This is a genomic window from Maribacter sp. UH1 (assembly GCF_056839145.1).
Genome location: NZ_CM166387.1, coordinates 3828373 through 3851998 on the forward strand (window position 1 = coordinate 3828373; position 23626 = coordinate 3851998).

Consider the following 23626-nt stretch of genomic DNA (forward strand, 5'->3'; position numbering starts at 1 on the left):
TTTTAATACCATAATTAGTTTCACAACAATAATAGGGGGTTACACAACAATTAATCCTGATAGCTAAGTGATCTTTTTAATTTTGAGATATTAGAAATTGTAGGTCTTTTACATTAAAATTCAATTTTATTCTAGAATTCATCGCAATTTTTAATGAATTAATGAAAAGTACGTAGAACACGCTTTTTGGGCTTTAGGTTATTTGATAATCAGGTAATGATGGCTCACAACATAAATTTAGGAGAATCGACTATAAGTTTTAAGTTTAATTCTGCTTTTATTGAGATATGAAAAAACAGATTATTTTGAGATTATTGTGCACTTTATTCTTAAGTGTATTTACGTGCCTAATTTATGCACAAGATAATATTGAATCTCAGAATGAGGATTACTACAAGCAATTTCAAGATTTAGAGAACGGTGAATTACGTTCTTTCTTCTTTTTTAATACCCCTAATCGCTACAATCAGAATTCTCCGTACGATTGGTTAGATACTGTAAAAGTTTACTTGAACAGTTCTGAAAAAACCAAAGATTCCATTTCCATTCGTAATTATCAACTTATAGAATCTCAAATATATTATGATTTGGGTAACTATGAGAAAAGTTTGGCAATTGCAAGACCTCTATACAGTGATATTTTGAAGTTGGATGTAGAGTCTAAAAAGACAATTCTAAGCATATTGGATAATAATTATGAAATGCTTGAATTGTATGACAAGCAAATAGAGATTAGAAGGGTAAAGCGTGAATTAGGTTTTACGGATAATGTTGCCTTTTATGATATTTACGCAAGTTTGGGTCAGTATAGAAAGGCTATGCGTGATTATATGACCGAAGAAAAGAAAGTGCTTAAAGATGATGATTATTACGGTCAAGCAATTTATAATAATACTATTGGTAATTATTTAAGATTAGATAAGTCTACGGCAACTGCATTAAGTTATTTTAAGAAGGCAGAAGGATTAATAAAAGTTTTTTTGAGCGATGTTACAAACGAACATTCAGATAAGGAAATTGCTGATGGTCGAATTCTAAACGGATTGATTATAGGGAATATCGGAAAAAGCCATGTTCAATTAGGCGAATACGAAAAAGCTATTCCGTTTTTAGAAGAGAGCAGAGAGATTATTAAAAAATACAATAAGAGTAAATTCTCCTCTGATATAATTGAGAATACGCTGGCGCTTGCAGAATGTTATTTAAAGTTAGATGATTATGCAAAAGCTACAGATTATTTAAGCGACGATCTTAATCCTATAAAATCCGATAATATTTTAAAGCGTAATAGAATTTACGCAGATTACTATTTTAAAACTGGTGACTTCAGAAATTCTACCGTTTACCTTAAAAAGAATATTAGAATAAGAGATTCTATTGATGCATTGGCATCTAATATCAAAAACCAACAATTGACTTCTGTCGTTGCACAAGATTTAGAGAATTCTAGAAAAACTATGGAGCAACAAAAAGCTCAGTTAGAAGAATCTAGAAAAGATATTAAGGCAAGAGATGATAAAATTAGTTTGGTGTTCGTATCCTTGATATTTACACTAATTGGTTTTGCCGGTCTGGTTTATGCTTATCTAAAGAGTATTAAAAACCAACGTTTAATTGCGGAGCAAAAATTCATCATTGAAAACTCATTGGTAGAGAAAGATTCTTTGTTGAAAGAAATTCACCATAGGGTTAAAAACAACCTGCAAATGGTATCTAGTTTGTTAAGTCTACAGACTAAAAATACTAGAAGTAAAGCTGCTATTGCTGCATTAGAAGAAGGTAAGAGTAGGGTGAAAGCTATGGCGTTAATACACCAAAAATTATATCAAAATGATGATCTATCGGTTATTGAGATGCAAGGTTATATTGAAAGCTTAATTAATAGCATTCAATCTGTATATAAAAAAGGTGGTCATAATATTAATATTACTATCGATGCCGAAGGTGTAGAATTAGATATTGACAGGGCTATTCCATTCGGACTCATATTAAACGAATTGGTTTCCAATTCATTTAAATATGCTTTTCCAAATGATGATAGCGATGGAAAAATATATATTCATTTACGAAAAATTACAGGTCAAGAAGGTTTCTTTGAATATACTGATAATGGTATTGGTTTACCAGAAGATTCTGATGAAAGAGCAAGTTCTTCTATGGGTATTCGTTTAATGAGCAGATTAGCAAATCAGCTTCAAACTTCATTGAATACCGATAAAACCCAAGAAGGTGTACGTTTCTGGTTTAATTTTAAATAGGTTTAACGAACTTTACTTTTCATGACTACTTTATGTAAAAGTTTAGGAAAGAATCTTTTAAGATAAATTCCGAATTTCTCTTTTCCGCCAATGTAGGTTTCAAATCTTTTCTTTTTAATTGCAGAGATAATTTCTTGTGCACATTCGTTAACAGGCATTCCATTTTCTGTGGCGCTATCTTCTTTTTGTAAAGCTGAGCCATCACCGGTCAAAGCATTTTTTGCAACGTTTGTTTGTATGAACCCCGGACAAATAATAGAAACATTGATATTGTCTTTTTCGTGTTCCATTCTTAAAGCATCAAAGAAGCCATGTAACGCATGTTTTGCTCCACAATAACCTGAACGATAGGGTGATGAAAATTTACCCATTAAACTAGTAATAGTTACGAAATGACCGCTTTTTTGTGCTATAAATTTGGGTAGTACATGCTTTGTTAGTTTTATAGTACCCAGATAATTAACATCTATCATTTGTTGGTAGACTTCAAATTTGGTGTCCATAATGAGTGAACGCTGACTTAATCCGCCATTATTGACAAGAACGTCGATTCGTCCAAACAATGAAAAAGCCTTTTTTGTGATGCTTTCTAAGGATTCAAATTGGGTTAAGTCTAATGAAAGCACAGCAACATTATCTGGAGATTTACACTTGTTTTTTACATCAGCCAATGCTTTTTCTCGTCTTGCTGAAATAATAATTTTTGCACCGAGAGCATTGAATTGATATGCCAATGCTTCCCCAATTCCAGAAGATGCTCCTGTAATCCAAATCACCTTATTCTCCATACTTATTTATCCATCGTAATTAAACTCAAAATATAACTAAATTTGAAGGATTATATGAAGGCAATATTTAAAAAGTATCTCTTAAATTTTAAAAACCCCAGTGGAACTTCTAGGGGAATTCTGCGAACTAAAGAAACGTGGTTCCTTTTTTTAGAAGAAGAAGGAAAATGGGGAATTGGTGAATGCGGACTGTTTAGAGGCCTTAGTTTTGATGATGTGCCTGAATATGAACAAAAATGTACTTGGGTTGCGGAGAATATTGAATTAGGAGAAGCTAAATTGATAGAGCAGTTAAGAGATTTTCCTAGTATTCAATTTGGTTTGGAACAGGCATTTTTATCCATACGTTCTAATAATCCGTTTCATCTTTTTGAATCTGCTTTTTTGAATGACCAAAAACCGATTTCTATCAATGGTTTGGTTTGGATGGGCGATAAGGAATTTATGCATCAACAAATAGAAAATAAGCTAAAAGATGGCTTCTCTTGTATTAAAATGAAAATTGGTGCGATAGATTTTGATACGGAGATTGCATTGCTAAAATCTATTAGAGAACGTTATTCAAAAGAAGCGATTGAATTACGGGTAGATGCCAACGGAGCATTTACACCACAAGAGGCCTTATTTAAACTAGATGTTTTATCTAAACTTGATTTACACTCTATAGAGCAACCCATTAAACAAGGGCAAACTGAAGAAATGAAAAGGCTTTGTAGTAATACGCCTTTGCCAATTGCTTTAGATGAAGAATTAATTGGTGTGGTTGATGTAACAAAAAAGGCAGCGTTGCTACAAACAATACAACCACAATATATAATTTTGAAACCAAGTTTGGTTGGTGGTTTTGCAGGAACCAGTGAATGGATTTCTATTGCAGAAAAGAATAACATAGGGTGGTGGGTTACGAGTGCCTTAGAGAGTAATATTGGCTTAAATGCTATTGCCCAGTGGACGGCAACTTTAAATAACAAAATGCCACAAGGATTAGGTACCGGTTCTCTATTCACAAATAATATTGAGAGTCCGTTAGAGGTTGTTAATGGAGGTTTGTTTTATAACAGATCTAAAAAATGGAATACAAATTTAATTGAAAGTTTATGTATATAGAACAGGGGTATAAAGGTGATATTGGATTATGGAAGTACTTAATTATTCCCGGTTGTTTTATTGGGTTTATGATAATGAACTACATAGCAATCGTATTATCTCCAGTTAGTGTTGAGGATAGTATGGAGCAAATGATAGCAAGTTTAGGCTCTAATTTGGTATTGATTATTTTACTTGTACCACTTGCTGTAGGTTTATTTGTGGTACTGGGATGGACGAAATTAGTACACTCTCAGAGCATTACTAGTTTAACGACATCCAGAAAAAAAATAGATTGGAAAAGAGTTTTTTTTGCCTTTGGTGTATGGGGATTGATAACAATAATTTTAACTTTTATAGGTATTTATTTATCTCCTGAAGATTACCTGTTTAATTTTAAGCTGATGCCATTTTTAAGTTTGGCTTTAATTGGGATAATCCTAATTCCTTTACAAACTAGCTTTGAGGAGTATTTGTTTAGAGGTTATATGATGCAAGGATTGGGTATTGCTGCCAAAAATAGATGGGTACCTTTAGTTGTCACTTCTGTATTATTTGGATTAATGCATTTGGGAAATCCTGAAGTAGAGAAATTGGGTTACGGTATAATGATATATTATATAGGTACTGGTTTTTTTCTTGGTATTATAACACTCATGGATGAAGGTTTAGAACTTGCTTTGGGTTTTCATGCCGCTAATAATTTAATTGGAGCGTTATTGTTGACTGCTGACTGGACTGCTTTTCAAACTGATTCATTGTATAGGGATGTTTCTGACCCAATTCTAGGTTGGGATGTCTTGGTGCCGGTATTTATAGTATTCCCTATTTTATTAATCATCTTTTCAAAAAAATATGGTTGGACTAACTGGAAAGAAAAACTTACTGGCGATGTGTTATCTAAAGAAGAGTTTTTTAAATTAGATAATTAGTACAATGCATAAAGCTTTAGTACATCCAAGTTTTTCCATTAATGGAAGGTCTATTTCTTTTGCCGATTTAACAGAAGTAAGTTATGGTCTAATTAAAGAAGGAGAAGAATTTGAAAAGCACATTGGCGAATTTCTTTTAGATTGGATAGATAATTCACCTGCCATTTCGGTAAATACATCTGGTTCTACCGGTACTCCAAAAACAATCGCCTTAAAAAAGAGCCATATGGAGAATAGTGCTTTAGCAACAGGTAGCTATTTTAATTTATCTCCTGGTTCTTCTGCATTGTTGTGCTTGCCTGCTACTTATATTGCAGGTAAAATGATGTTAGTTAGAGCTATGGTATTAGGGTTAGATATTCATTTCGTTCCACCTACTTCAAATCCGTTAGAAGGTATAAACAGGTCTTTTGATTTTGGCGCTATGGTACCCTTACAAGTTGCTAATTCGTTAAGTAAGCTTTCCCTATTGCATACATTAATTGTTGGTGGCGCTCCTATTTCTACTTCTCTAAGAAAGGAAATAAAAGGAATTTCAAATGCTAGTTATGAGACCTATGGTATGACAGAGACTATAACGCATATTGCAGTTAAGCCTTTGAATAATATCGTAAGTGATGATATGCCTTTTTCTGTCTTGCCAAATGTTGTAATATCTAAAGACGACCGAAACTGTTTGGTGATTAATGCTCCAAAGATTGCTGATGAAACTGTAGTAACTAAAGATGTTATTGAATTGGTTTCTACGACAGAATTTAAATGGTTGGGCAGATTTGATAATGTAATTAATTCCGGTGGTATTAAACTTAGTCCAGAGCAGGTAGAGGGTAAACTTTCGAATAGTATTGATCAACCTTTTTTTATTACTTCTTTACCAGACGCAAAACTAGGGGAGCAATTAGTGCTGGTTATTGAGGGTGCAGTGAATGAAAACGATGTGTTGAAAAAAATTACGTCAAGTGCTCTTTTATCTAAGTACGAAGTGCCACGTGTAATTAAAACTATTCCGGTATTCTTACGTACTGATAGCGGAAAAGTTAAGCGGAAAGAAACCATGACCTTACTGAAGTCATAACTTCACTCAGCACACCTTCCCATTCACTCATTCTATATTTTAATATGGCTGACTTCTTAATAGGTTTATAGTATAAACTTTAAACCAGCTATTATGAAAAATGTAACTTTCCTTTTATTTCTATTTACTAGTTTCTTATTGTCTTCACAACAAATGAATATTAGCGGTATTGTTTCTGATTATGCAGGGGACCCTCTGCCTGGTGTAAATGTTATGGAAAAAGGTACTACTAATGGTACACAAACAGATTTTGACGGACACTATGCTATAACAGTATCAGAAGGAGCTGAATTAGTGTTTTCGTATATAGGCTGTAAAAATATGACAGTAAAGATCAGAGAATCAGTAGTTGTTAATGTGTCACTTGAAGAAGATCATGAAGCTCTTGAAGAGGTTGTGGTCGTAGGTTATGCAACTTCTAAACGTTCTTTCTCAACAGGTTCGGTGACAAGGGTTAGAGGAAATCGAACTAGAAAGCGAAACTCTCAAAATAATATGAATAGCATATTGCAAGGTAGGGTAACTGGTGTCGCAATAAGTGGACCAATTTTCCAAGAAAAGAAGGGAAAGGTTAAAAGCCCTTTATATATAGTTGATGGTATTCCCATAGAAAAGCGATATAATTCAATTGTTCAAAGTCTTAAGAGTGAAGATGTTAATAGTAGAATAAAACTTAAAGCTTCTGAAGCGAAGAATCTATATGGTAAAAATGCTAAACACGGTTGTATTATTATACAAACGGTAAAAGGTAATTATGTTATTGAGGAAGATGAGAATTATGCGCAAATTACTGAAAATCAGTTTCAAAATGTAGGTATTAATTCTTTATCTACATTTTCAATAGATGTTGATAAAGCAGCGTATAGTAACATTAGAAGATTTATAAATAATGGAAAAGAGGTTCCTGTAGATGCAGTTAAGATTGAAGAAATGATTAATTACTTTGATTATGACTATCCGCAACCAACAAATGAACATCCCTTTTCTGTCAACACTGAGGTAGCACAAACCCCTTGGAATCTAAATACCAAATTAGTGCGAATTGGTTTGCAAGGGAAAGAATACTTGAATGAAGAACTACCGGCATCTAACCTTACTTTTCTAATTGATGTTTCTGGCTCTATGTCATCAGATAATAAATTACCACTATTAAAATCCGCATTTAAATTATTAGTAAATCAGTTAAGAGAAAAAGATAGGGTTTCAATTGTTGTTTATGCTGGTGCAGCTGGTGTTGTATTAGAGCCTACATCTGGTAACAATAAAGAGAAGATTATGAGCGCTTTAAATAATTTAGAGGCTGGCGGTTCTACAGCCGGTGGAGAGGGTATTCAATTAGCCTACAAATTGGCAGAGAAACATTTTAAGAAGAATGGTAACAATAGAGTGATATTGGCAACAGATGGAGACTTTAATGTTGGGCTGTCTAGCGACAAAGACATGGAAGATTTGATTGTTGAAAAACGTGAATCGGGAGTGTTTCTTTCCGTGCTAGGTTTCGGAATGGGTAATTATATGGATTCTAAGTTGGAAACTTTAGCAGATAAGGGGAACGGAAATCACGGTTACATAGACACTATGCAAGAAGCGCAAAAACTATTTGGTAAGGAGTTTGGCGGTACTTTATTTACTATTGCAAAAGATGTAAAATTACAGGTAGAATTTAATCCTGCTAAGGTAAAATCGTATAGATTAATAGGGTATGAAAATAGATTATTGGCAGATGAAGATTTTATTGATGATACTAAAGATGCCGGTGAATTAGGAAGTGGGCATAAGGTGACCGCTTTGTATGAGATAATAGAGGTAGGAGTAACATCAGAATATGATAAAGAAATTCCAGAATTAAAATATACTAATGCTACTGACAATACTAGGTTTTCTGATGAGTTGTTCACGGTAAAATTTAGATATAAAAAGCCAGATGGCAATAAAAGTATTGAACTGGTTCATGTTCAAAATTCGAATACTAAAGAAATGTCTAAAGACTTTCAATTTTCTGCAGCTGTTGCTTTATTCGGTCAGCAATTAAGAAAGTCCGCATTTAATAATAAATCTTCGTTTACTGACGTAATTGAATTGGCAGAGAATGGCAGAGGTGAAGATAAAAATGGGTATAGAGCAGAATTTATTAGGTTGGTTAAAAGCATTGATGAGAAATTGGTAACAGACAACTATTGATTTTATTCAGGTTATAAAAATCAATTGATTTTCGAGGAATAGTTTATTTCGAATGTGTGTTATTTTGTATTTTCAAGGCTTAAACCAAACAACACTCATGAAAAAACTATTCCTTTTTGTATGCCTAATTTTTATAGGGGAAATTTACGCTCAGCAAATTCTAAATGAAAAAGAAAGAGCTCAGGTTATAGATGAAATATTAGACGACCGTTTCAATAATTTGTTGCCTGAACTTATGGATGCCGCAGACTTAGATATGTGGGTGGTTATCTCAAGAGAATACAATGAAGATCCCGTAATTAAGACTATGCTCCCGGCTACGTGGTTGAATGCTCGTAGAAGAACAATTCTATTGTTTTACAGAAATAAGGCGAAGAACACTATAGAGAAGTTGGCTGTAGCCCGTTACAACGTTGGTAAAAATATTGTTTCTGCTTGGGATAAGGAGAAAGAACCAAATCAGTGGACTCGATTAATGCAGTTGATATCCGAAAGAAATCCGAAGAAAATCGGACTTAATTATTCTACAGACCACAATATTGCAGATGGCTTGGTAAAGACAGATTATGAAGAGTTTATGGCTAATCTGCCTAAGAAATATATTTCAAAAGTGACTTCAGCAGAACAACTAGCTGTTCGTTGGATTGAAACAAGGTCTGAGCGAGAAATGATCATTTATAACCAATTGGTAGATATTACACATGATATTATTGCGGAGGCTTTTTCTGAGAAAGTAATTACGCCTGGTGTTACAACAACCTCGGATGTGGTGTGGTGGATGAGACAAAAAGTTACTGATTTAGGATTGGAAACTTGGTTTCATCCAACCGTGGACGTTCAAAGAAGTGAGAAGGGTAAAAAAAGCGAATTCTATTCTTTTGCAAATAAGCCTGATGATATGGTAATTCTACCGGGAGATTTAGTGCATTGCGATTTTGGTATTACTTATTTGCGTTTAAATACAGACTGTCAAGAATTGGCATATGTACTTAAGCCAGAAGAAACTAATGCGCCTGACTTCTTGGTGAACGGATTAAAAAATGGTAATAAGGTACAAGATTTTTTGACCAACAATATGGTTAAGGGTAGGTCTGGGAATGATATTCTAGCAAAATCATTGAAGGAGGCTAAAACAGCGGGCTTAAAACCATCAATATACACGCATCCACTAGGCTTATATGGTCATTCTGCAGGTACAACAATTGGTATGTGGGATTCCCAAGGCGGTGTTATGCGTGACGACGGTGAAAATTATGGTTTAAATCCAAACACGGTGTATGCTATTGAATTAAATACCACGGTTAACATACCAGAATGGAATAGAGATATACGTATCATGCTTGAAGAAGCCGGCTTTTATGGTGAAGAAGGTTTTAGGTATGTTAATGGTAGACAGACAGAACTTTTGTTGATACCAAGAGCAAAAGGGCATCAGGGGAATTAATTTTCTATTTGTAAGATTTATAATTCGTTATGTAATAAAAATCTTATTTTTTTAATATTAGGCACTTGATTTAATTGGCTGTTATTCATATATTTAAGAATACCTTAACAATTTTTAAATAACCAGCCAAATGATATCGATTACTAAACTTCATGTAAAGTATTGCCTTTTGTCATTTTTATGTACACTAAGTTTGGGACTTTTTGGACAACATCAATATAAAGGAACAGTACTGGATGCGGAAACACAAGAGACGCTTCCTTTTGTAAATATTGGAATAGTTAATAAAGGTGTAGGTACCGTAAGTAATTTTGATGGGGAATTTTATCTAGAGATTGATAAAGCTGATTTTTCTAGTAGCGATATTCTACAATTTTCATCTGTAGGTTATAAAACGGTTCAGTTCAAAATTTCCGAGGTAAACTTTAATAATACACTTTTTCAAAAAGTTGTCATGCAGCCCGAGGCAATGCAATTAAACGAGGCCATTGTTACCGCTAAATATTTAAAAGGTAAAATAAATGATGCTATAGGTTTTTCCTATCCAAGTAAAAATAAGTACGGGTACTGGAAAGGGGATGGTTCATTGGGCGCTGAGTTGGTAACAAGAATAAGTGTAGATAAGAAGAAACATTTCTTAAAGGATTTTCATTTTTATGTGAACGAGAATTATTCTGATAGCGTTTTGGTACGTATCAATATTTACAAGGGGGGTACCATCTATCCTGAAGATAAATTATTGAAAAAGAACGTTACTACAATGATTGGCAATTCTCCTGGAGAGGTAATTGTAGATTTAAAGCCGTACAATCTTATTGTAGATGAAGATTTTAGTATTGGTCTAGAATTATTGGAAGTATATGGTAAGCGCGTTGGCTTGGTTTTGGCTGCAGACTATAGACCAAGTACTTCGTACAGAAGATATGTGAGTCAAGGGCAATGGAAAACGTTTAGGGGAGATGCAATGACTTTTTATTTGAATACGTCTACTTTGAGTGATGGAGACATTTCTCAAATCTCAGATTATTCCAGAAACAAAACTCTTCAAAATTCTTTTAAAACTCCAATAATAAATACCAACCCTATTAAAACACATAGATCAATTACAGGTTTTGTTTTTAATAATGGTGAGCCTATTGAAAATGCTACTGTTCAAATAACGGAGTCATTAAAACAGACACAAACAGACGCCTATGGTAGGTATAACATTATGGCACAAATAGGTGATGTCATAAGTTTTGATTATTTAGGTTTTGAAAAGGTAGAGCGTGAAGTTGCAGAAACCATACATAATATAAATGTAAGCATGAACTTCAAGGTAGAAGAATTAGCAGGAGTAACAGTTACTGAAAGAGCACGCTTAAAGAAAACCGAGGCAGAAATGTTCTCTGAATATTTAACGAATGATGAATTCGCTAAAACTGCTTATGGAACTCTTGACAAAAAAACATTTGGTCATGCTATAACTATTGTAGATGGCAAGAGTTTAAATTTAACTGCCCCGAATATCCTTGCGGCTATCGACGGTAAAATAGCGGGTGTTCGGGTAGGGAACGTAAAAGTTGAAAATCCTTGTTTTGGATGTTCTTTTACCAAAGTTGTTGTTTTTATAAGAGGGGGAAGCGGGTCAATAAATAATTTGAGACCTGCTATATTCGAGGTTGATGGTATAATCTATGAAGAAGTGCCTTATTTCTTGGATTTGAATGTAATTGAGCGCATAGCGGTAATACCTGGTCTTGCTGGCGTTGGAAGATATGGGCAAGTTGCTGCAGGAGGTGTAATTGCAATAAGTACTCACGTTTCCAATTTTGCTAATAAAAAAGGTAAAAACATTGATCAAGCATTAATACAACGTAATATTTATCAGCATGATGCAATAGATAAGGAACAATCCAATAAAAATTTGCCAAGCTACCTTCAAGCTCTTTTAGCTTGTAATAAATTTGAAGCGGCTAAGAAAGTATATGAAGAAAATGAGAAGCTTTATAGTAGTTCTGCCTATTTTTTTCTTGATGCCTATATTTATTTTACAGCTAATTGGAAGCAAGAAAAATTCAACAATGATATCATTTCTAATCATCAGTCGCTATTTGAGAATAACATCAATGAAATGAAGGCATTGGCGTATGCGTACCAACGAGTAGGTGAATTTGAAAAAGCAAACAAACTATATACCAGTGTTTTTGTAAAAAGACCTAATTATGCGCAATCGTATCGGGATATGGCAAATAGTTATGTTGAGGTAGATGAGGTGCAAAAGGCAGCAAATTTGTATAGTAGGTACACTAAGCTATTGAACGACTCCTTTCTAGTGGCAGATACTATAGGATTACATCCAATAATTACAACTGAGTTCAATCACTTTTTGCAGCATAAAACCGATTATACCATAAGTTCAGAAGATTTGAAAGAAGTGGCGGCTATGCGCGAAGGTATAGATACACGACTTCTTTTTGAGTGGAACGATGATGAGGCTGAATTTGACCTTCAGTTCGTAAATCCAGAAAATCGTTATTTTGTTTCGAATACATCTCTAAACAATCAAAATGAATATTTTGGTAAGCAAGAATATTCATCGAGCAAAGAGTTCTTTCTTGAAAGTGATATTAAAGGAGAATGGATTGTAAATATAAATTATAAGGGTAATAAAAGTGGTTTGCCTACCTATTTAAAAGTGACCGCATTTACCGGCTACGGTACTTATAACGAAGAAAGTACTATTAGAATTTATAGATTGTCCTTAAAAAATGTGAATCAAAACCTATTTTATTTACCAACTTTAGGAGTAGATAAGTTAAATTAAAATTTATTTACAATGTGAAGCATTGGCAAACAGTTGATTTAAATATGTTATAAAATATAATTTTTTCAATAAAAATGTTAAATATATTCATAATATGTAAATTAATTCCTACAAATTTAGGTATGGATTAATTTTTGATGTTAATCTAAAGTATAACTTTTAAAAACTCTATTCTATGAAAAACTTTCTAATTCTCTTAGTATTAGCGTCATTCGCTAGCGGTGTTCATGCTCAAAGCAATATTGTTAAAGGTAAGGTTACTCAATTGGATGCACCTTTAGAAAATGTCAAGATTTCTATTAAAAATTCTGATGTAGCAACCACAACCGATGCAAATGGATATTACCAGATAACTACTAAACCTAGAGATGTGTTGTTATATGTATACCCAGGTCTAAATGATGTACAGATTATGATAGAAGACGTTACTCGGACGTTGAATATAGAAATGAATCAAAAAATAGAGAAGTTGGATGAAGTTACCGTAAAAGGTAGTAATAGGAAATCTCAAAGTGAATTAGAAGAAGAGTATAAATACAAACCAAATTTAATTAAAACGGCATTCGGAATTCTGGATAGTGAGACTGCACCGGGAAAAATTAGGTTTTTACAAGAGGACGAAATCAATGATGTAGGAATTTGCATTTTAGATGTTGTTAGAAATGAGTTTGCTAGCGTAAGGGTTTTTGGTGATTGTCAGCGTGGCGGAGGTGTTTATATCAGAGGTTTCAATTCCATCAGTCAAGCATCACCAGCTGTATATGATGTTGATGGTCAAATATTAACCGACGCACCTACGTGGATTGCACCTGCATCTATAGCAAGATTAGCTGTCTTAAATAATTTAGCAATGACCACGAGATATGGGTCAATAGGTGCTGGTGGTGTAATTGTTATTAATACCAAAACGCTATTATATTCTGGTAACAAAGACGGTAAGCCTTATGATCAAGCAAAATTAAGAAATAACAAATACGATAATTCAGCATTAAGCTCGGTTGATTTTAAGGAAGATAAACCTTTGTACATGAATGAACTTTTGAGTGCGAATACAGAAGAAAGGGCAAAGGCTATTTATGAAGAGCAAATCAAAAAATATAGTAGTTCTTATTATTACGTTCTAGATGCCTATGATTATTTTTCTAACAGATGGAAGAATCAAGAATTTGCAGAGATGATTATTCAGGAGAATGATAAAGTTCTAAGTGGAAACCCGTTAGCATTGAAATCTCTGGCATACATATATCAAGCAGAAGGAAAGTTTAAGGAGGCAAATAAATTATATGAAGCTGTATATACACTTAGAGCGGATTATGCCCAATCTTATTTAGATTTAGCCAATAGTTATAGGGAGCTTGGTGTAAATCAAAAAGCGGCAGCTATGTATCTACGATATGATTATTTATTGGCAGAAGAATTAATGGAAAAAGAAGAGCAAGTAAAAACCATTATGGATCGCGATTTAAATAATTTGATATCCTTAAAAGGCGCTGATTTAGTTTCAACTGATAAGGTGAATGAAATTAAGCTTGATGATGATTTTAAAGGAACACGATTAGTTTTTGAATGGAGTGATAGTGAGGCTGAATTTGAATTGCAATTTGTAAATCCCGAAAAGCGATATTATAAAAGTGAGCATTCTTTAGCGGCAGATGCGGAGAGAATTCAAATTGAAAAACGTTCAGGTTTCTCTAGTGAAGAGTATTTAATAGATGATACGCTTCGTGGTAATTGGTTGGTTAATGCTACGTATTTAGGTAATAAAAGCTTGACTCCAACGTATTTGAAAGCCACTGTATATTATAACTACGGTAGTGCATCGCAACGAAAAGAAACGAAGGTCTTTAAACTGGGTCTACGTAATGTAAATCAGCAATTGTTTTCAGTATCTAATGCTGTAAGTATGGTTGCTAATTAAACTCGATAATCGTGATTTAAATGCCAGCAGGCTGCTCCGAGCTTTTTATTTTTTTAGATAATTAGTAAAACGGATAAACATTTAGATATTTAAATACCCACAATACGTTTTAAATGTATTGTGGGTATTTTTTCAATTTATATAGATTGATAATCTCTTAACTACTTCCGTTTACATTAAACCTGCAAAACGCCCATATTAAAAGGTTTCTCAATAGGTGCATGATCAGCGGCTTCTATCCCCATTGATATCCATTTACGGGTGTCTTTTGGATCTATGATAGCATCGGTCCATAATCTTGAAGCTGCATAGTAAGGAGAGACTTGATTGTCGTAACGCTTCTTGATTTTATCGAAAAGCTCGGTTTCTTTTTCTTCAGTAATGGTTTCACCTTTCTTTTTCAAAGAAGCTTTTTCAATTTGTAATAATACCTTGGCTGCAGAGTTTCCACTCATTACAGCAAGTTCTGCACTTGGCCAAGCGACAATTAATCTTGGGTCATAAGCTTTACCGCACATGGCATAATTTCCTGCTCCGTAGCTATTTCCTATGACGATGGTGAATTTTGGAACGACGGAGTTACTTACCGCATTAACCATTTTAGCGCCATCTTTAATAATGCCGCCATGTTCACTTTTGCTACCAACCATAAAACCGGTTACATCTTGTAGAAAGACTAACGGAATTTTCTTTTGGTTACAGTTCGCTATAAATCGGGTTGATTTATCTGCAGAGTCAGAATAAATTACTCCGCCAAATTGCATTTCACCTTTTTTAGTTTTTACTACTTTTCTTTGGTTGGCAACAATACCAACAGCCCATCCGTCTATTCGTGCATATCCGGTAAGAATGGTTTGTCCGTAGCCAGCTTTATATTCCTCAAATTCAGAATTGTCTACCAATCGCTTAATGATTTCCATCATATCGTATTGCTCGGCTCTGGAGCTCGGTAGTATTCCGTAGATATCATCCGGATTCTCTTTTGGCTTTACACTTTTCTTACGGTTGTATCCCGCTTTAGGGAAATCACCGATTTTATCCATTATATTTTTAATGGTGTCTAATGCGGCAGCATCATCTTTCGCTTTATAATCAGTTACTCCACTAATTTCACAATGCGTAGTTGCTCCGCCAAGAGTTTCATTATCAATACTTTCACCAATAGCAGCTTTTACTAAGTAACTACCAGCTAAAAATATACTTGCGGTTTTGTCTACAATTAACGCTTCATCGCTCATAATCGGTAAATATGCACCACCAGCTACACAACTACCCATAACAGCGGATATTTGGGTAATACCCATACTGCTCATAATCGCATTATTCCTAAAAATACGCCCAAAGTGTTCTTTATCAGGGAAGATTTCATCCTGCAATGGCAAGTATACTCCCGCGCTATCTACTAAGTAAATAATTGGAAGCTTGTTCTCTATAGCTATTTCCTGTGCTCTTAAATTCTTTTTTGCGGTAATAGGAAACCATGCTCCGGCTTTTACTGTTGCATCATTGGCCACAACAATACATTGCTTTCCCTGAACATAGCCAATTTTGATAACAACTCCGCCAGAAGGGCAACCGCCATGTTCCTGATACATGCCGTCACCTACAAAAGCTCCAACTTCTATTCGTTCAGATTTAGAATCTAAAAGATAATCAATACGTTCTCTGGCCGTCATTTTACCTTGGTCATGCTGCTTGGCTATTTTGGCTTTTCCTCCGCCTAAATAAACCTCGTTTAACTTTCTTCTAAGGTCTGATAATAACAACTTATTCCTATCTTCGTTTTGATTGAATTTTAAATCCATTCTATATTCTTTCTTTTCTTTTGATAAAGATAAGGAGTTAATTTTGGTGTTCATGCAACAAAAACAAAAAGTATGATAAAGTGGGGTATTGTTGGGGCAGGTAACATTGCTCATAGTTTTTCAAAGGATTTGGCTTTGATAGATGGTGGTAAATTAGTTTCCGTTGCATCTAGAAGTTTAGAGAAAGCACAGACTTTTGCCAATGAATATGGTGCGCCAAATGTTTATGGTAGTTATCAAGAATTGTTTAATAGCGGAACGGTTGATGTTGTTTATTTGGCAACGCCACATACGTCACATGCAGATTTAAGTATTGCCGCAATGAAAGCTGGTAATGCCGTTTTATGTGAAAAACCAATGGGTGTAAACAAAGCGGAGGTAGAAAAAATGGTTGCTGAAGCCAGGGAGAATAATGTTTTTTTGATGGAGGCTTTATGGTCTAGGTTTAACCCTACGATTGTTAAAGTAAAAGAATTGGTAGATAATGGAACTATTGGCGACATTGGATATTTACATTCAGATTTTGCTTTTTATGCACTTGATAGGGATGAGGAAGGAAGATTGTTGAACCCTGATCTTGCCGGTGGATCTTTATTGGACATAGGTATCTACCCCATATTTTTAGCTTATTTAATGTTAGGTAAACCAAAGGATATTAAGGCAACGGCCAACTTCTATAAAACGGGAGTGGAGATACAGTGCAGTATGATTTTCAATTATGACAATGTACAAGCTATCTTATATAGCGGACTCAATTCAAATTCAGAAAAGAAATCTGAAATTGCCGGTAACAAAGGCTCTATTTTTATTCACCCCAGATGGCATGAGTCTACAGGCTATACTTTAGAAAAAGATGGGGAAACGATTTCAAATGAAGTAGGAAAGAGAGGTAAAGGGTATGTGCATGAAATTGAGGAAGTACATGATTGTCTAAATTCTGGAAAAAAGGAGAGTGACTTATGGAGTCACCAAAATAGTCTTGATCTAATTGGTATTATGGATTCCGTTCGTAAAAAGACAGGAATTGTGTTTCCGTTTGAATAATAGCAGGGGTAATTGTGGACAAATATCTTAAAATTTACGATATTTGATGTTCGCTTAAATTTTAATAGACTCGAAAATGAACAAGAATACAGTGCTCACTTGGGCAACTTTTATTATGATTTTTGTAGGTCTGGCCCTAATTGCATTAGGTGCTTTTCGCTATGATGATGTTGCTGGTTGGGGTTTTGCATCCGTAGGTATAGGTTTTTTTGCTATTGCTTGGGTGTTTAACGCACTTAAAGGTAGAGTATAATATATTTTTAGAACCGGCAGTGAATTCTCCTGATCGGGTTTAATTTTCACTAAACACTATAATTTTATGTCAGACGATAAGAAGGTGATCTTCTCCATGTCAGGAGTTACGAAAACCTATAAGAACGCTAATACCCCAGTTTTAAAGAACATTTACTTAAGTTTTTTCTATGGTGCCAAAATCGGAATCTTAGGTTTAAATGGTTCTGGTAAATCTACTTTACTGAAAATTATTGCGGGAGTAGATAAGAACTTTCAAGGTGATGTTGTTTTTTCTCCAGGCTACAAAGTTGGGTACTTGGAGCAAGAACCTGAACTGGATGAAAACAAGACCGTATTAGAGATTGTAAAAGAAGGAGTTGCAGAAACAGTTGCCATTCTTGATGAATACAATAAGATAAATGATATGTTCGGTCTTCCTGAGGTATATGAAGATGCAGACAAAATGCAGAAGTTGATGGATCAACAAGCTGTGTTACAAGATAAAATTGATGCTGCAAACGCTTGGGAACTTGATACTAAGTTAGAAATTGCAATGGATGCTCTGCGTACTCCAGATTCAGATAAAAAAATTGCTGTATTGTCCGGTGGTGAAAGAAGAAGGGTGGCTTTATGTAGATTACTGCTTCAAGAACCAGAGATATTATTGTTAGATGAGCCTACTAACCACTTGGATGCAGAATCTGTACACTGGTTAGAGCATCATTTGGCGTCTTATAAAGGAACGGTAATTGCCGTAACGCATGATAGGTATTTCTTGGATAATGTTGCCGGTTGGATTTTAGAATTGGACAGGGGAGAAGGTATTCCTTGGAAAGGGAATTACTCTTCTTGGTTAGATCAAAAGTCTAAGCGTATGGCTCAAGAAAGTAAAACAGCTTCTAAAAGGCAGAAAACACTGGAGCGAGAGCTTGATTGGGTGCGTCAAGGAGCAAAAGGCAGACAAACCAAACAGAAAGCACGTCTTAAGAATTATGATAAGTTAATGAGTCAAGATCAGAAACAGCTTGATGAAAAACTTGAAATTTATATTCCTAACGGACCACGTTTAGGTACCAATGTTATTGAAGCAAAGGGAGTAAGTAAGGCTTATGACGATAAGTTGCTATATGAGGATTTGAACTTTAAATTACCGCAAGCTGGTATTGTTGGTATTATTGGACCAAACGGTGCCGGTAAGACTACAATCTTTAGGATGATCATGGGTGAAGAAACTCCTGATAAAGGGGAGTTTGAAACTGGTGAAACGGCTAAAATTGCATATGTTGATCAAAGTCATTCTAATATTGATCCTGAAAAAACCATTTGGCAGAATTTTAGTGATGAGCAAGAATTGGTGATGATGGGTGGTAAGCAAGTGAATTCACGTGCTTATTTAAGCAGATTCAATTTCTCAGGTAGTGAGCAGAATAAAAAAGTGAATATGTTATCTGGTGGTGAACGTAACCGTTTACATTTAGCTATGACCTTAAAGGAGGAAGGTAACGTTCTTCTTTTGGATGAGCCTACCAATGATTTGGATGTAAATACGCTACGTGCCTTGGAAGAAGGTTTAGAAAACTTTGCTGGTTGTGCAGTGGTAATATCGCATGATAGATGGTTCTTGGATCGTATCTGTACACACATTCTAGCCTTTGAAGGTGATTCTCAAGTATATTTCTTTGAAGGGTCTTTCTCTGATTACGAAGAGAATAAGAAGAAGAGATTAGGTGGAGACCTTATGCCAAAGCGAATTAAATATAAGAAACTGATTAGATAATAATTATTTATATATAAAAAGCCCGCAATTGCGGGCTTTTTTATTTTCAGCTAACAGCTAACAGCTTAAATTAGTATTCTTCATTAGGGTACCAATCTAATTGTATCACTTCAATATCTTGGTTGCCTGCATCTACTAATTGCTTAAATTTTGCAACATCACTAACATCTGGCTTGCCTCTGTAATGATAAGGATATACTTGTTTAGGTTTAAAGTCTAAAACGGCAGCAGCAGCACTTTCCTCTGTCATAGTATATGGTAGGTTCATACATATAAAAGCTTTGTCTATGTTTTTTAAAGAACGCATTTCAGGAATATCTTCGGTATCTCCAGAGAAATAAATACGCTGACCATCAATATTAAGAACATAACCGTTACCGCGTCCTTTTTCATGAAATTTTAAAGCCTCTTTTCTTAAGTTGTACATGGGTATGGCTTCTATGGTGATGTCGTTAAGTTCTTTAGTGGTGCCGTTTGCCATAATTTCCAATTGTTCTGAATATTCTTTAGGTAATTCATCTGCAACCGCCTGTGGTACTACAAAAGTGGCGTTAGAAGTGTCTAGGGCATTTATGGTTTCTACGTTTAAATGATCACCGTGTATATCGGTAATCAATATTAGGGTAGGGTTCTTTTGACCTTCAAAAGCAACAGCTCCGCCTACTGGATCAATATAAATGACAACATCGTTCCATTCTAAGACTGCCGTTGCATGTTCTATGGGAGTGATTTTAATATCTGCTGATTTGCGCTCGTTGATTATTTCGGTAACCGATTTGCTTTCTTCAATTTCGGTTGTAGTATCCACGTCGCTCTCCGCTTTCTTGGCATCTTTACATGCAAATGTCATAGATCCCAATATTAGTAAAACAAGCAATTTATTTATTTTCATTATGTTACGTTAAAAGTGTTAGTTCCATTTTAATATTTGATCGAAGGTACTCTAAATTATCTTCCAAAGGCACATTTTTAAAACCGAATTTCTTATATATATGCAGTGCGGGGTCTAATTTAGTGCTAGAGTATAATTCTAGTGTTTCCCATTTTTTAGTCTTTGAAAATTCTATGGCATGGGCTAACATTTTTTGTCCGATTTTTAAACCTTGATGGTTTTTGTCAACTGCCATCTTGCCCAATTCATAACGATTGGCCTTCTTTTTAATCAATGCAAAGCATGCTACGGGTTCATTATTCCATAATCCTATAAAGATATATCCGCCTTTATCAATAATGGTAGATTGACTATGTTCCAATAACTCCCTGTCTTTTTCTTCGACCTTGAAATATTCAATAATCCAGGCAATATTCAAATCTCTAAAGTTTTGAGTATATTTAGGCTCGTAAGGCACAATGCTAAGCATGGTTTTAAGGTGTTTTTTTAACTTGTTAACTAAGGTATGTCATATTATATAGTCACTTCCAAGGTTTATAAATTAATTTAACATTAAAAAATCTAAAATTTGAATTACCACGTATATAAACTGAACAAACAGACACTTTATTAAATTAAACATTATGACTGAAACAAAAAACAACAATGGCTTAAAGGTTTTGACCGCTCTTTTAGGTGTTGTGCTTTTAGGTACTATCATTTACACAGTTAGTCTTTATCAAGACAAAAAGAAGACTGAAGTAGTACTTACCAAAGAAAAAGAATTGGTAGTTGAAGATTTAAATAGCTTAAAATCTGAGTATGATAAGGCTATTCTAGAAAGCAACGCCACTAATGAGGAGTTGGTAAGCGCAAGAGATAATATTGCAAAATATATTGACTCTGTAAAAACTATGAAAGCTGATATTGGATCTTTATCTAGATATAGAAGACAAGTAGGTGTTCTTAAAGCTGAAAGAGAGCAATTATTGAAGCAAGTAGATTCTTTAACACGTTCTAATACTGCTATAGCTATGCAACGTGACAGTACGTACGTTGAATTGGAGAAGCAAACTGTATTTAATGATTCTTTAGTAGTACAAAACACAAACTTGGCTCAAGTAGTTGAAAAAGGTTCTGCGTTGAACCTATCTAAATTCAATGTTGATGCCGTAAAAGAACGTAACAGTGGTAAATTGGTTTCTACACAAAGAGCTAAAGCAACTGATAAATTCAAAATTTGTTTTACTGTAGCTGACAACGTGATTGCACAAGCTGGTGATAGAGAATTTTTCTTAGAGGTTTTAGATCCTCAAGGTAATGTACTTGGTGGTAGCAACTCTATGACAAATGATAATGGAGCTTCTATTACTTATAGTAAGCAAACTGGTTTCTACTACGAGAACAAATCTTTAGATGTATGTGATTATATCAGTAAGCCTTCTGGTGATTTTAAAGATGGTAATTACATGGTAAACGTATATGACGATCAATTAAAATTATTGGGTACTTCTAAATTCATGTTGAAGTAATAGTTTTAAAAATATATAATAGAAAAGGCGACCAATTGGTCGCCTTTTTTATTTGTAAAAGTTGTAATTAGTCTTTTAAACTACCAACCATATTTTCCGGTTTTACCCATTCATCATAATCTTCAGCAGAAACATAACCTAGATTAACAGCTTCTTCTTTTAACGTTGTACCATTTTTGTGCGCAGTATTTGCAATTTCAGCGGCTTTGTAATATCCAATTTTAGTATTTAAGGCAGTAACCAGCATTAGGGAGTTATTCAATAACTCTTTAATTACACCATGATTTGGTTCTATACCAGCTGCACAATGCTCTTCAAAACTTACACAAGCATCACCAATTAATTGTGCTGATTGTAAAATATTTGCAGCCATCATTGGTTTGAAAACATTTAATTCATAATGACCTTGAGTGCCACCAACACTAACGGCAACATCATTACCCATAACTTGTGCACAAACCATAGTTAACGCCTCACATTGCGTAGGATTAACTTTTCCGGGCATAATAGAACTACCTGGCTCATTTGCAGGAATAATGATTTCACCAATACCTGAACGAGGACCTGAAGCCATCATTCTAATATCATTGGCTATTTTATTTAATGAAACCGCTAATTGCTTTAATGCGCCGTGACTTTCAACAATGGCATCATGTGCAGCAAGAGCTTCAAATTTATTTTCAGCAGTAATAAAAGGTAAACTTGTAAAATCTGCAATGTATTTGGCAACCAAAACATCGTATCCTTCAGGAGTATTTAAACCTGTACCTACAGCAGTTCCTCCTAAAGCAAGTTCACTTAAATGGGCAAGTGTATTGTTCAGTGCTTTTAAACCATGGTCTAATTGAGAAACATATCCCGAAAACTCTTGACCTAAGGTTAGGGGAGTAGCATCCATTAAATGCGTACGACCTATCTTAACTACGTTCTTGAATTCAATAGATTTTTTCTGAAGAGTATCTCTTAATTGAGTAACACCAGGTATGGTAACTTCAACTATCTTTTTATAGACAGCAATGTGCATACCGGTAGGGAAGGTGTCATTTGATGATTGCGATTTGTTTACATCATCATTTGGTTGAATTGTTTTTTCGCCTTCACCAATAACATTACCGGCAATTTCATGAGCCCTATTGGCAACCACTTCATTTACGTTCATGTTACTTTGTGTTCCCGAACCAGTTTGCCATATAACCAATGGAAATTGATCATCATGCTTGCCTTCTAAAATTTCATCGCAAACCTGAGCTATCAAATCTCTTTTCTCTGATGCTAATACGCCAAGTTCGCAATTAGCATAAGCAGCAGATTTTTTTAAATATGCAAAGCCGTAAACAATGTCTAAAGGCATTGACGCCGAAGGACCAATTTTGAAATTATTTCTAGAGCGTTCTGTTTGCGCTCCCCAATATTTGTCTTTGGGAACCTTAACATTACCCATGGTATCTTTTTCGATTCTGAACTCCATAATCTTATAATTTATATGAATCTTAAGTTAATTTATTAATATAGCCTCAAAAATAAGGTTTACATTTATTTTTATTGTGACAACTTTGTTGTGAAAAGTAAAATTAATTTTGCAGAACGTTTGCAAAAAATAATTCGTTTATGGTATCTTTGTAATATATAAGTAAGAAGATATGTTTGATTTTGACCAATATTTAGGATTTTTAGCTTTTTTAACCATATTAACTATAGGTTTTTGGCTAATGATGTTTTTGTTATTATTTGTTGTCCCTTACTGGTTAGGTGGTAACATTATGGAGTTATTGAAAGAAAGACGCGACAAGAAAAAAGCCGCAAGAGAAGCATAGATAAAGTATAATAAAAAAAGGAGCCTATTGGCTCCTTTTTTTTTATGTCTTGTTTTCTAAT

The 23626-nt window shown here is 34.4% G+C and carries 18 protein-coding genes; 13 read left to right on the top strand and 5 right to left on the bottom strand.

Translation table 11 applies throughout. The features are described from left to right. Positions 1-287 precede the first annotated feature (287 nt). Positions 288-2258, top strand: a complete 1971-nt coding sequence (locus tag UH1x_RS16505) for a sensor histidine kinase (RefSeq protein WP_482623087.1) — start codon at positions 288-290, stop codon at positions 2256-2258. Positions 2259-2260: 2 nt separating this feature from the next. Here UH1x_RS16505 and UH1x_RS16510 read toward each other — a convergent pair whose 3' ends face one another. Further along, on the bottom strand, positions 2261-3046 hold the full coding sequence (locus UH1x_RS16510; protein ID WP_482623088.1) for an SDR family oxidoreductase: 786 nt from the start codon (positions 3044-3046) through the stop codon (positions 2261-2263). A 54-nt stretch (positions 3047-3100) separates the two neighbouring features. Here UH1x_RS16510 and UH1x_RS16515 point away from each other — a divergent pair, with 54 nt between their 5' ends. The 7 genes from UH1x_RS16515 to UH1x_RS16545 all read left to right on the top strand — a co-directional run bounded on the left by UH1x_RS16515 (position 3101) and on the right by UH1x_RS16545 (position 14488). Further along, positions 3101-4153 (top strand): o-succinylbenzoate synthase, encoded by a 1053-nt coding sequence (locus tag UH1x_RS16515; protein ID WP_482623089.1) that lies wholly within the window; start codon positions 3101-3103, stop codon positions 4151-4153. Further along, positions 4144-5064: a CPBP family intramembrane glutamic endopeptidase gene (locus UH1x_RS16520; protein ID WP_482623090.1), complete on the top strand. Its 921-nt coding sequence runs from the start codon at positions 4144-4146 to the stop codon at positions 5062-5064. Before UH1x_RS16515 ends, UH1x_RS16520 begins: the two co-directional genes overlap by 10 nt. A 4-nt stretch (positions 5065-5068) precedes the next feature. Beyond that, entirely contained in the window at positions 5069-6139 is a 1071-nt protein-coding gene (locus UH1x_RS16525) for an AMP-binding protein (RefSeq protein ID WP_482623091.1), read from the top strand. A 93-nt stretch (positions 6140-6232) separates the two neighbouring features. After that, positions 6233-8320, top strand: a complete 2088-nt coding sequence (locus tag UH1x_RS16530) for a vWA domain-containing protein (RefSeq protein WP_482623092.1) — start codon at positions 6233-6235, stop codon at positions 8318-8320. Between the two features lie 97 nt (positions 8321-8417). Further along, positions 8418-9764 (top strand): M24 family metallopeptidase, encoded by a 1347-nt coding sequence (locus tag UH1x_RS16535; RefSeq protein ID WP_482623093.1) that lies wholly within the window; start codon positions 8418-8420, stop codon positions 9762-9764. Between the two features lie 130 nt (positions 9765-9894). Further along, positions 9895-12570, top strand: coding sequence for a carboxypeptidase-like regulatory domain-containing protein (locus UH1x_RS16540; protein ID WP_482623094.1), 2676 nt, complete (start codon positions 9895-9897; stop codon positions 12568-12570). Between the two features lie 175 nt (positions 12571-12745). Then, positions 12746-14488: a carboxypeptidase-like regulatory domain-containing protein gene (locus tag UH1x_RS16545; protein WP_482623095.1), complete on the top strand. Its 1743-nt coding sequence runs from the start codon at positions 12746-12748 to the stop codon at positions 14486-14488. A gap of 176 nt (positions 14489-14664) precedes the next feature. Here UH1x_RS16545 and UH1x_RS16550 read toward each other — a convergent pair whose 3' ends face one another. Beyond that, positions 14665-16293 (bottom strand): acyl-CoA carboxylase subunit beta, encoded by a 1629-nt coding sequence (locus UH1x_RS16550; RefSeq protein ID WP_482626519.1) that lies wholly within the window; start codon positions 16291-16293, stop codon positions 14665-14667. Between the two features lie 72 nt (positions 16294-16365). Between UH1x_RS16550 and UH1x_RS16555 the strand changes: the two genes are divergently transcribed. The 3 genes from UH1x_RS16555 to ettA all read left to right on the top strand — a co-directional run bounded on the left by UH1x_RS16555 (position 16366) and on the right by ettA (position 19348). Then, positions 16366-17337 (top strand): Gfo/Idh/MocA family protein, encoded by a 972-nt coding sequence (locus UH1x_RS16555; RefSeq protein ID WP_482623096.1) that lies wholly within the window; start codon positions 16366-16368, stop codon positions 17335-17337. A gap of 76 nt (positions 17338-17413) precedes the next feature. Beyond that, positions 17414-17590 carry a CAL67264 family membrane protein gene (locus UH1x_RS16560; protein WP_091605214.1) on the top strand — a complete coding sequence of 59 codons (177 nt, stop codon included), beginning with the start codon at positions 17414-17416 and terminating at the stop codon, positions 17588-17590. A gap of 66 nt (positions 17591-17656) precedes the next feature. Further along, positions 17657-19348, top strand: coding sequence for an energy-dependent translational throttle protein EttA (gene ettA, locus UH1x_RS16565; protein WP_396634801.1), 1692 nt, complete (start codon positions 17657-17659; stop codon positions 19346-19348). Between the two features lie 70 nt (positions 19349-19418). On the opposite strand, the gene UH1x_RS16570 is transcribed toward ettA, so the two are convergent. Continuing rightward, the gene (locus tag UH1x_RS16570; RefSeq protein WP_482623097.1) at positions 19419-20240 is read right to left on the bottom strand and encodes an MBL fold metallo-hydrolase; all 822 of its coding nucleotides are present in this window, start codon (positions 20238-20240) and stop codon (positions 19419-19421) included. 4 nt (positions 20241-20244) lie between these two features. Beyond that, entirely contained in the window at positions 20245-20709 is a 465-nt protein-coding gene (locus UH1x_RS16575; RefSeq protein ID WP_482623098.1) for a GNAT family N-acetyltransferase, read from the bottom strand. A 154-nt stretch (positions 20710-20863) separates the two neighbouring features. Here UH1x_RS16575 and UH1x_RS16580 point away from each other — a divergent pair, with 154 nt between their 5' ends. Beyond that, the gene (locus tag UH1x_RS16580) at positions 20864-21751 is read left to right on the top strand and encodes a hypothetical protein (RefSeq protein WP_036153674.1); all 888 of its coding nucleotides are present in this window, start codon (positions 20864-20866) and stop codon (positions 21749-21751) included. A gap of 67 nt (positions 21752-21818) precedes the next feature. Here the strand turns inward: UH1x_RS16580 and fumC are convergent, their stop codons facing one another. Further along, positions 21819-23219, bottom strand: coding sequence for a class II fumarate hydratase (fumC, locus tag UH1x_RS16585; protein ID WP_482623099.1), 1401 nt, complete (start codon positions 23217-23219; stop codon positions 21819-21821). Positions 23220-23391: 172 nt separating this feature from the next. Here fumC and UH1x_RS16590 point away from each other — a divergent pair, with 172 nt between their 5' ends. Continuing rightward, complete coding sequence (locus UH1x_RS16590; RefSeq protein ID WP_167333102.1) at positions 23392-23565, top strand: hypothetical protein; 174 nt, start codon at positions 23392-23394, stop codon at positions 23563-23565. The last annotated feature ends 61 nt before the right edge of the window (positions 23566-23626 follow it).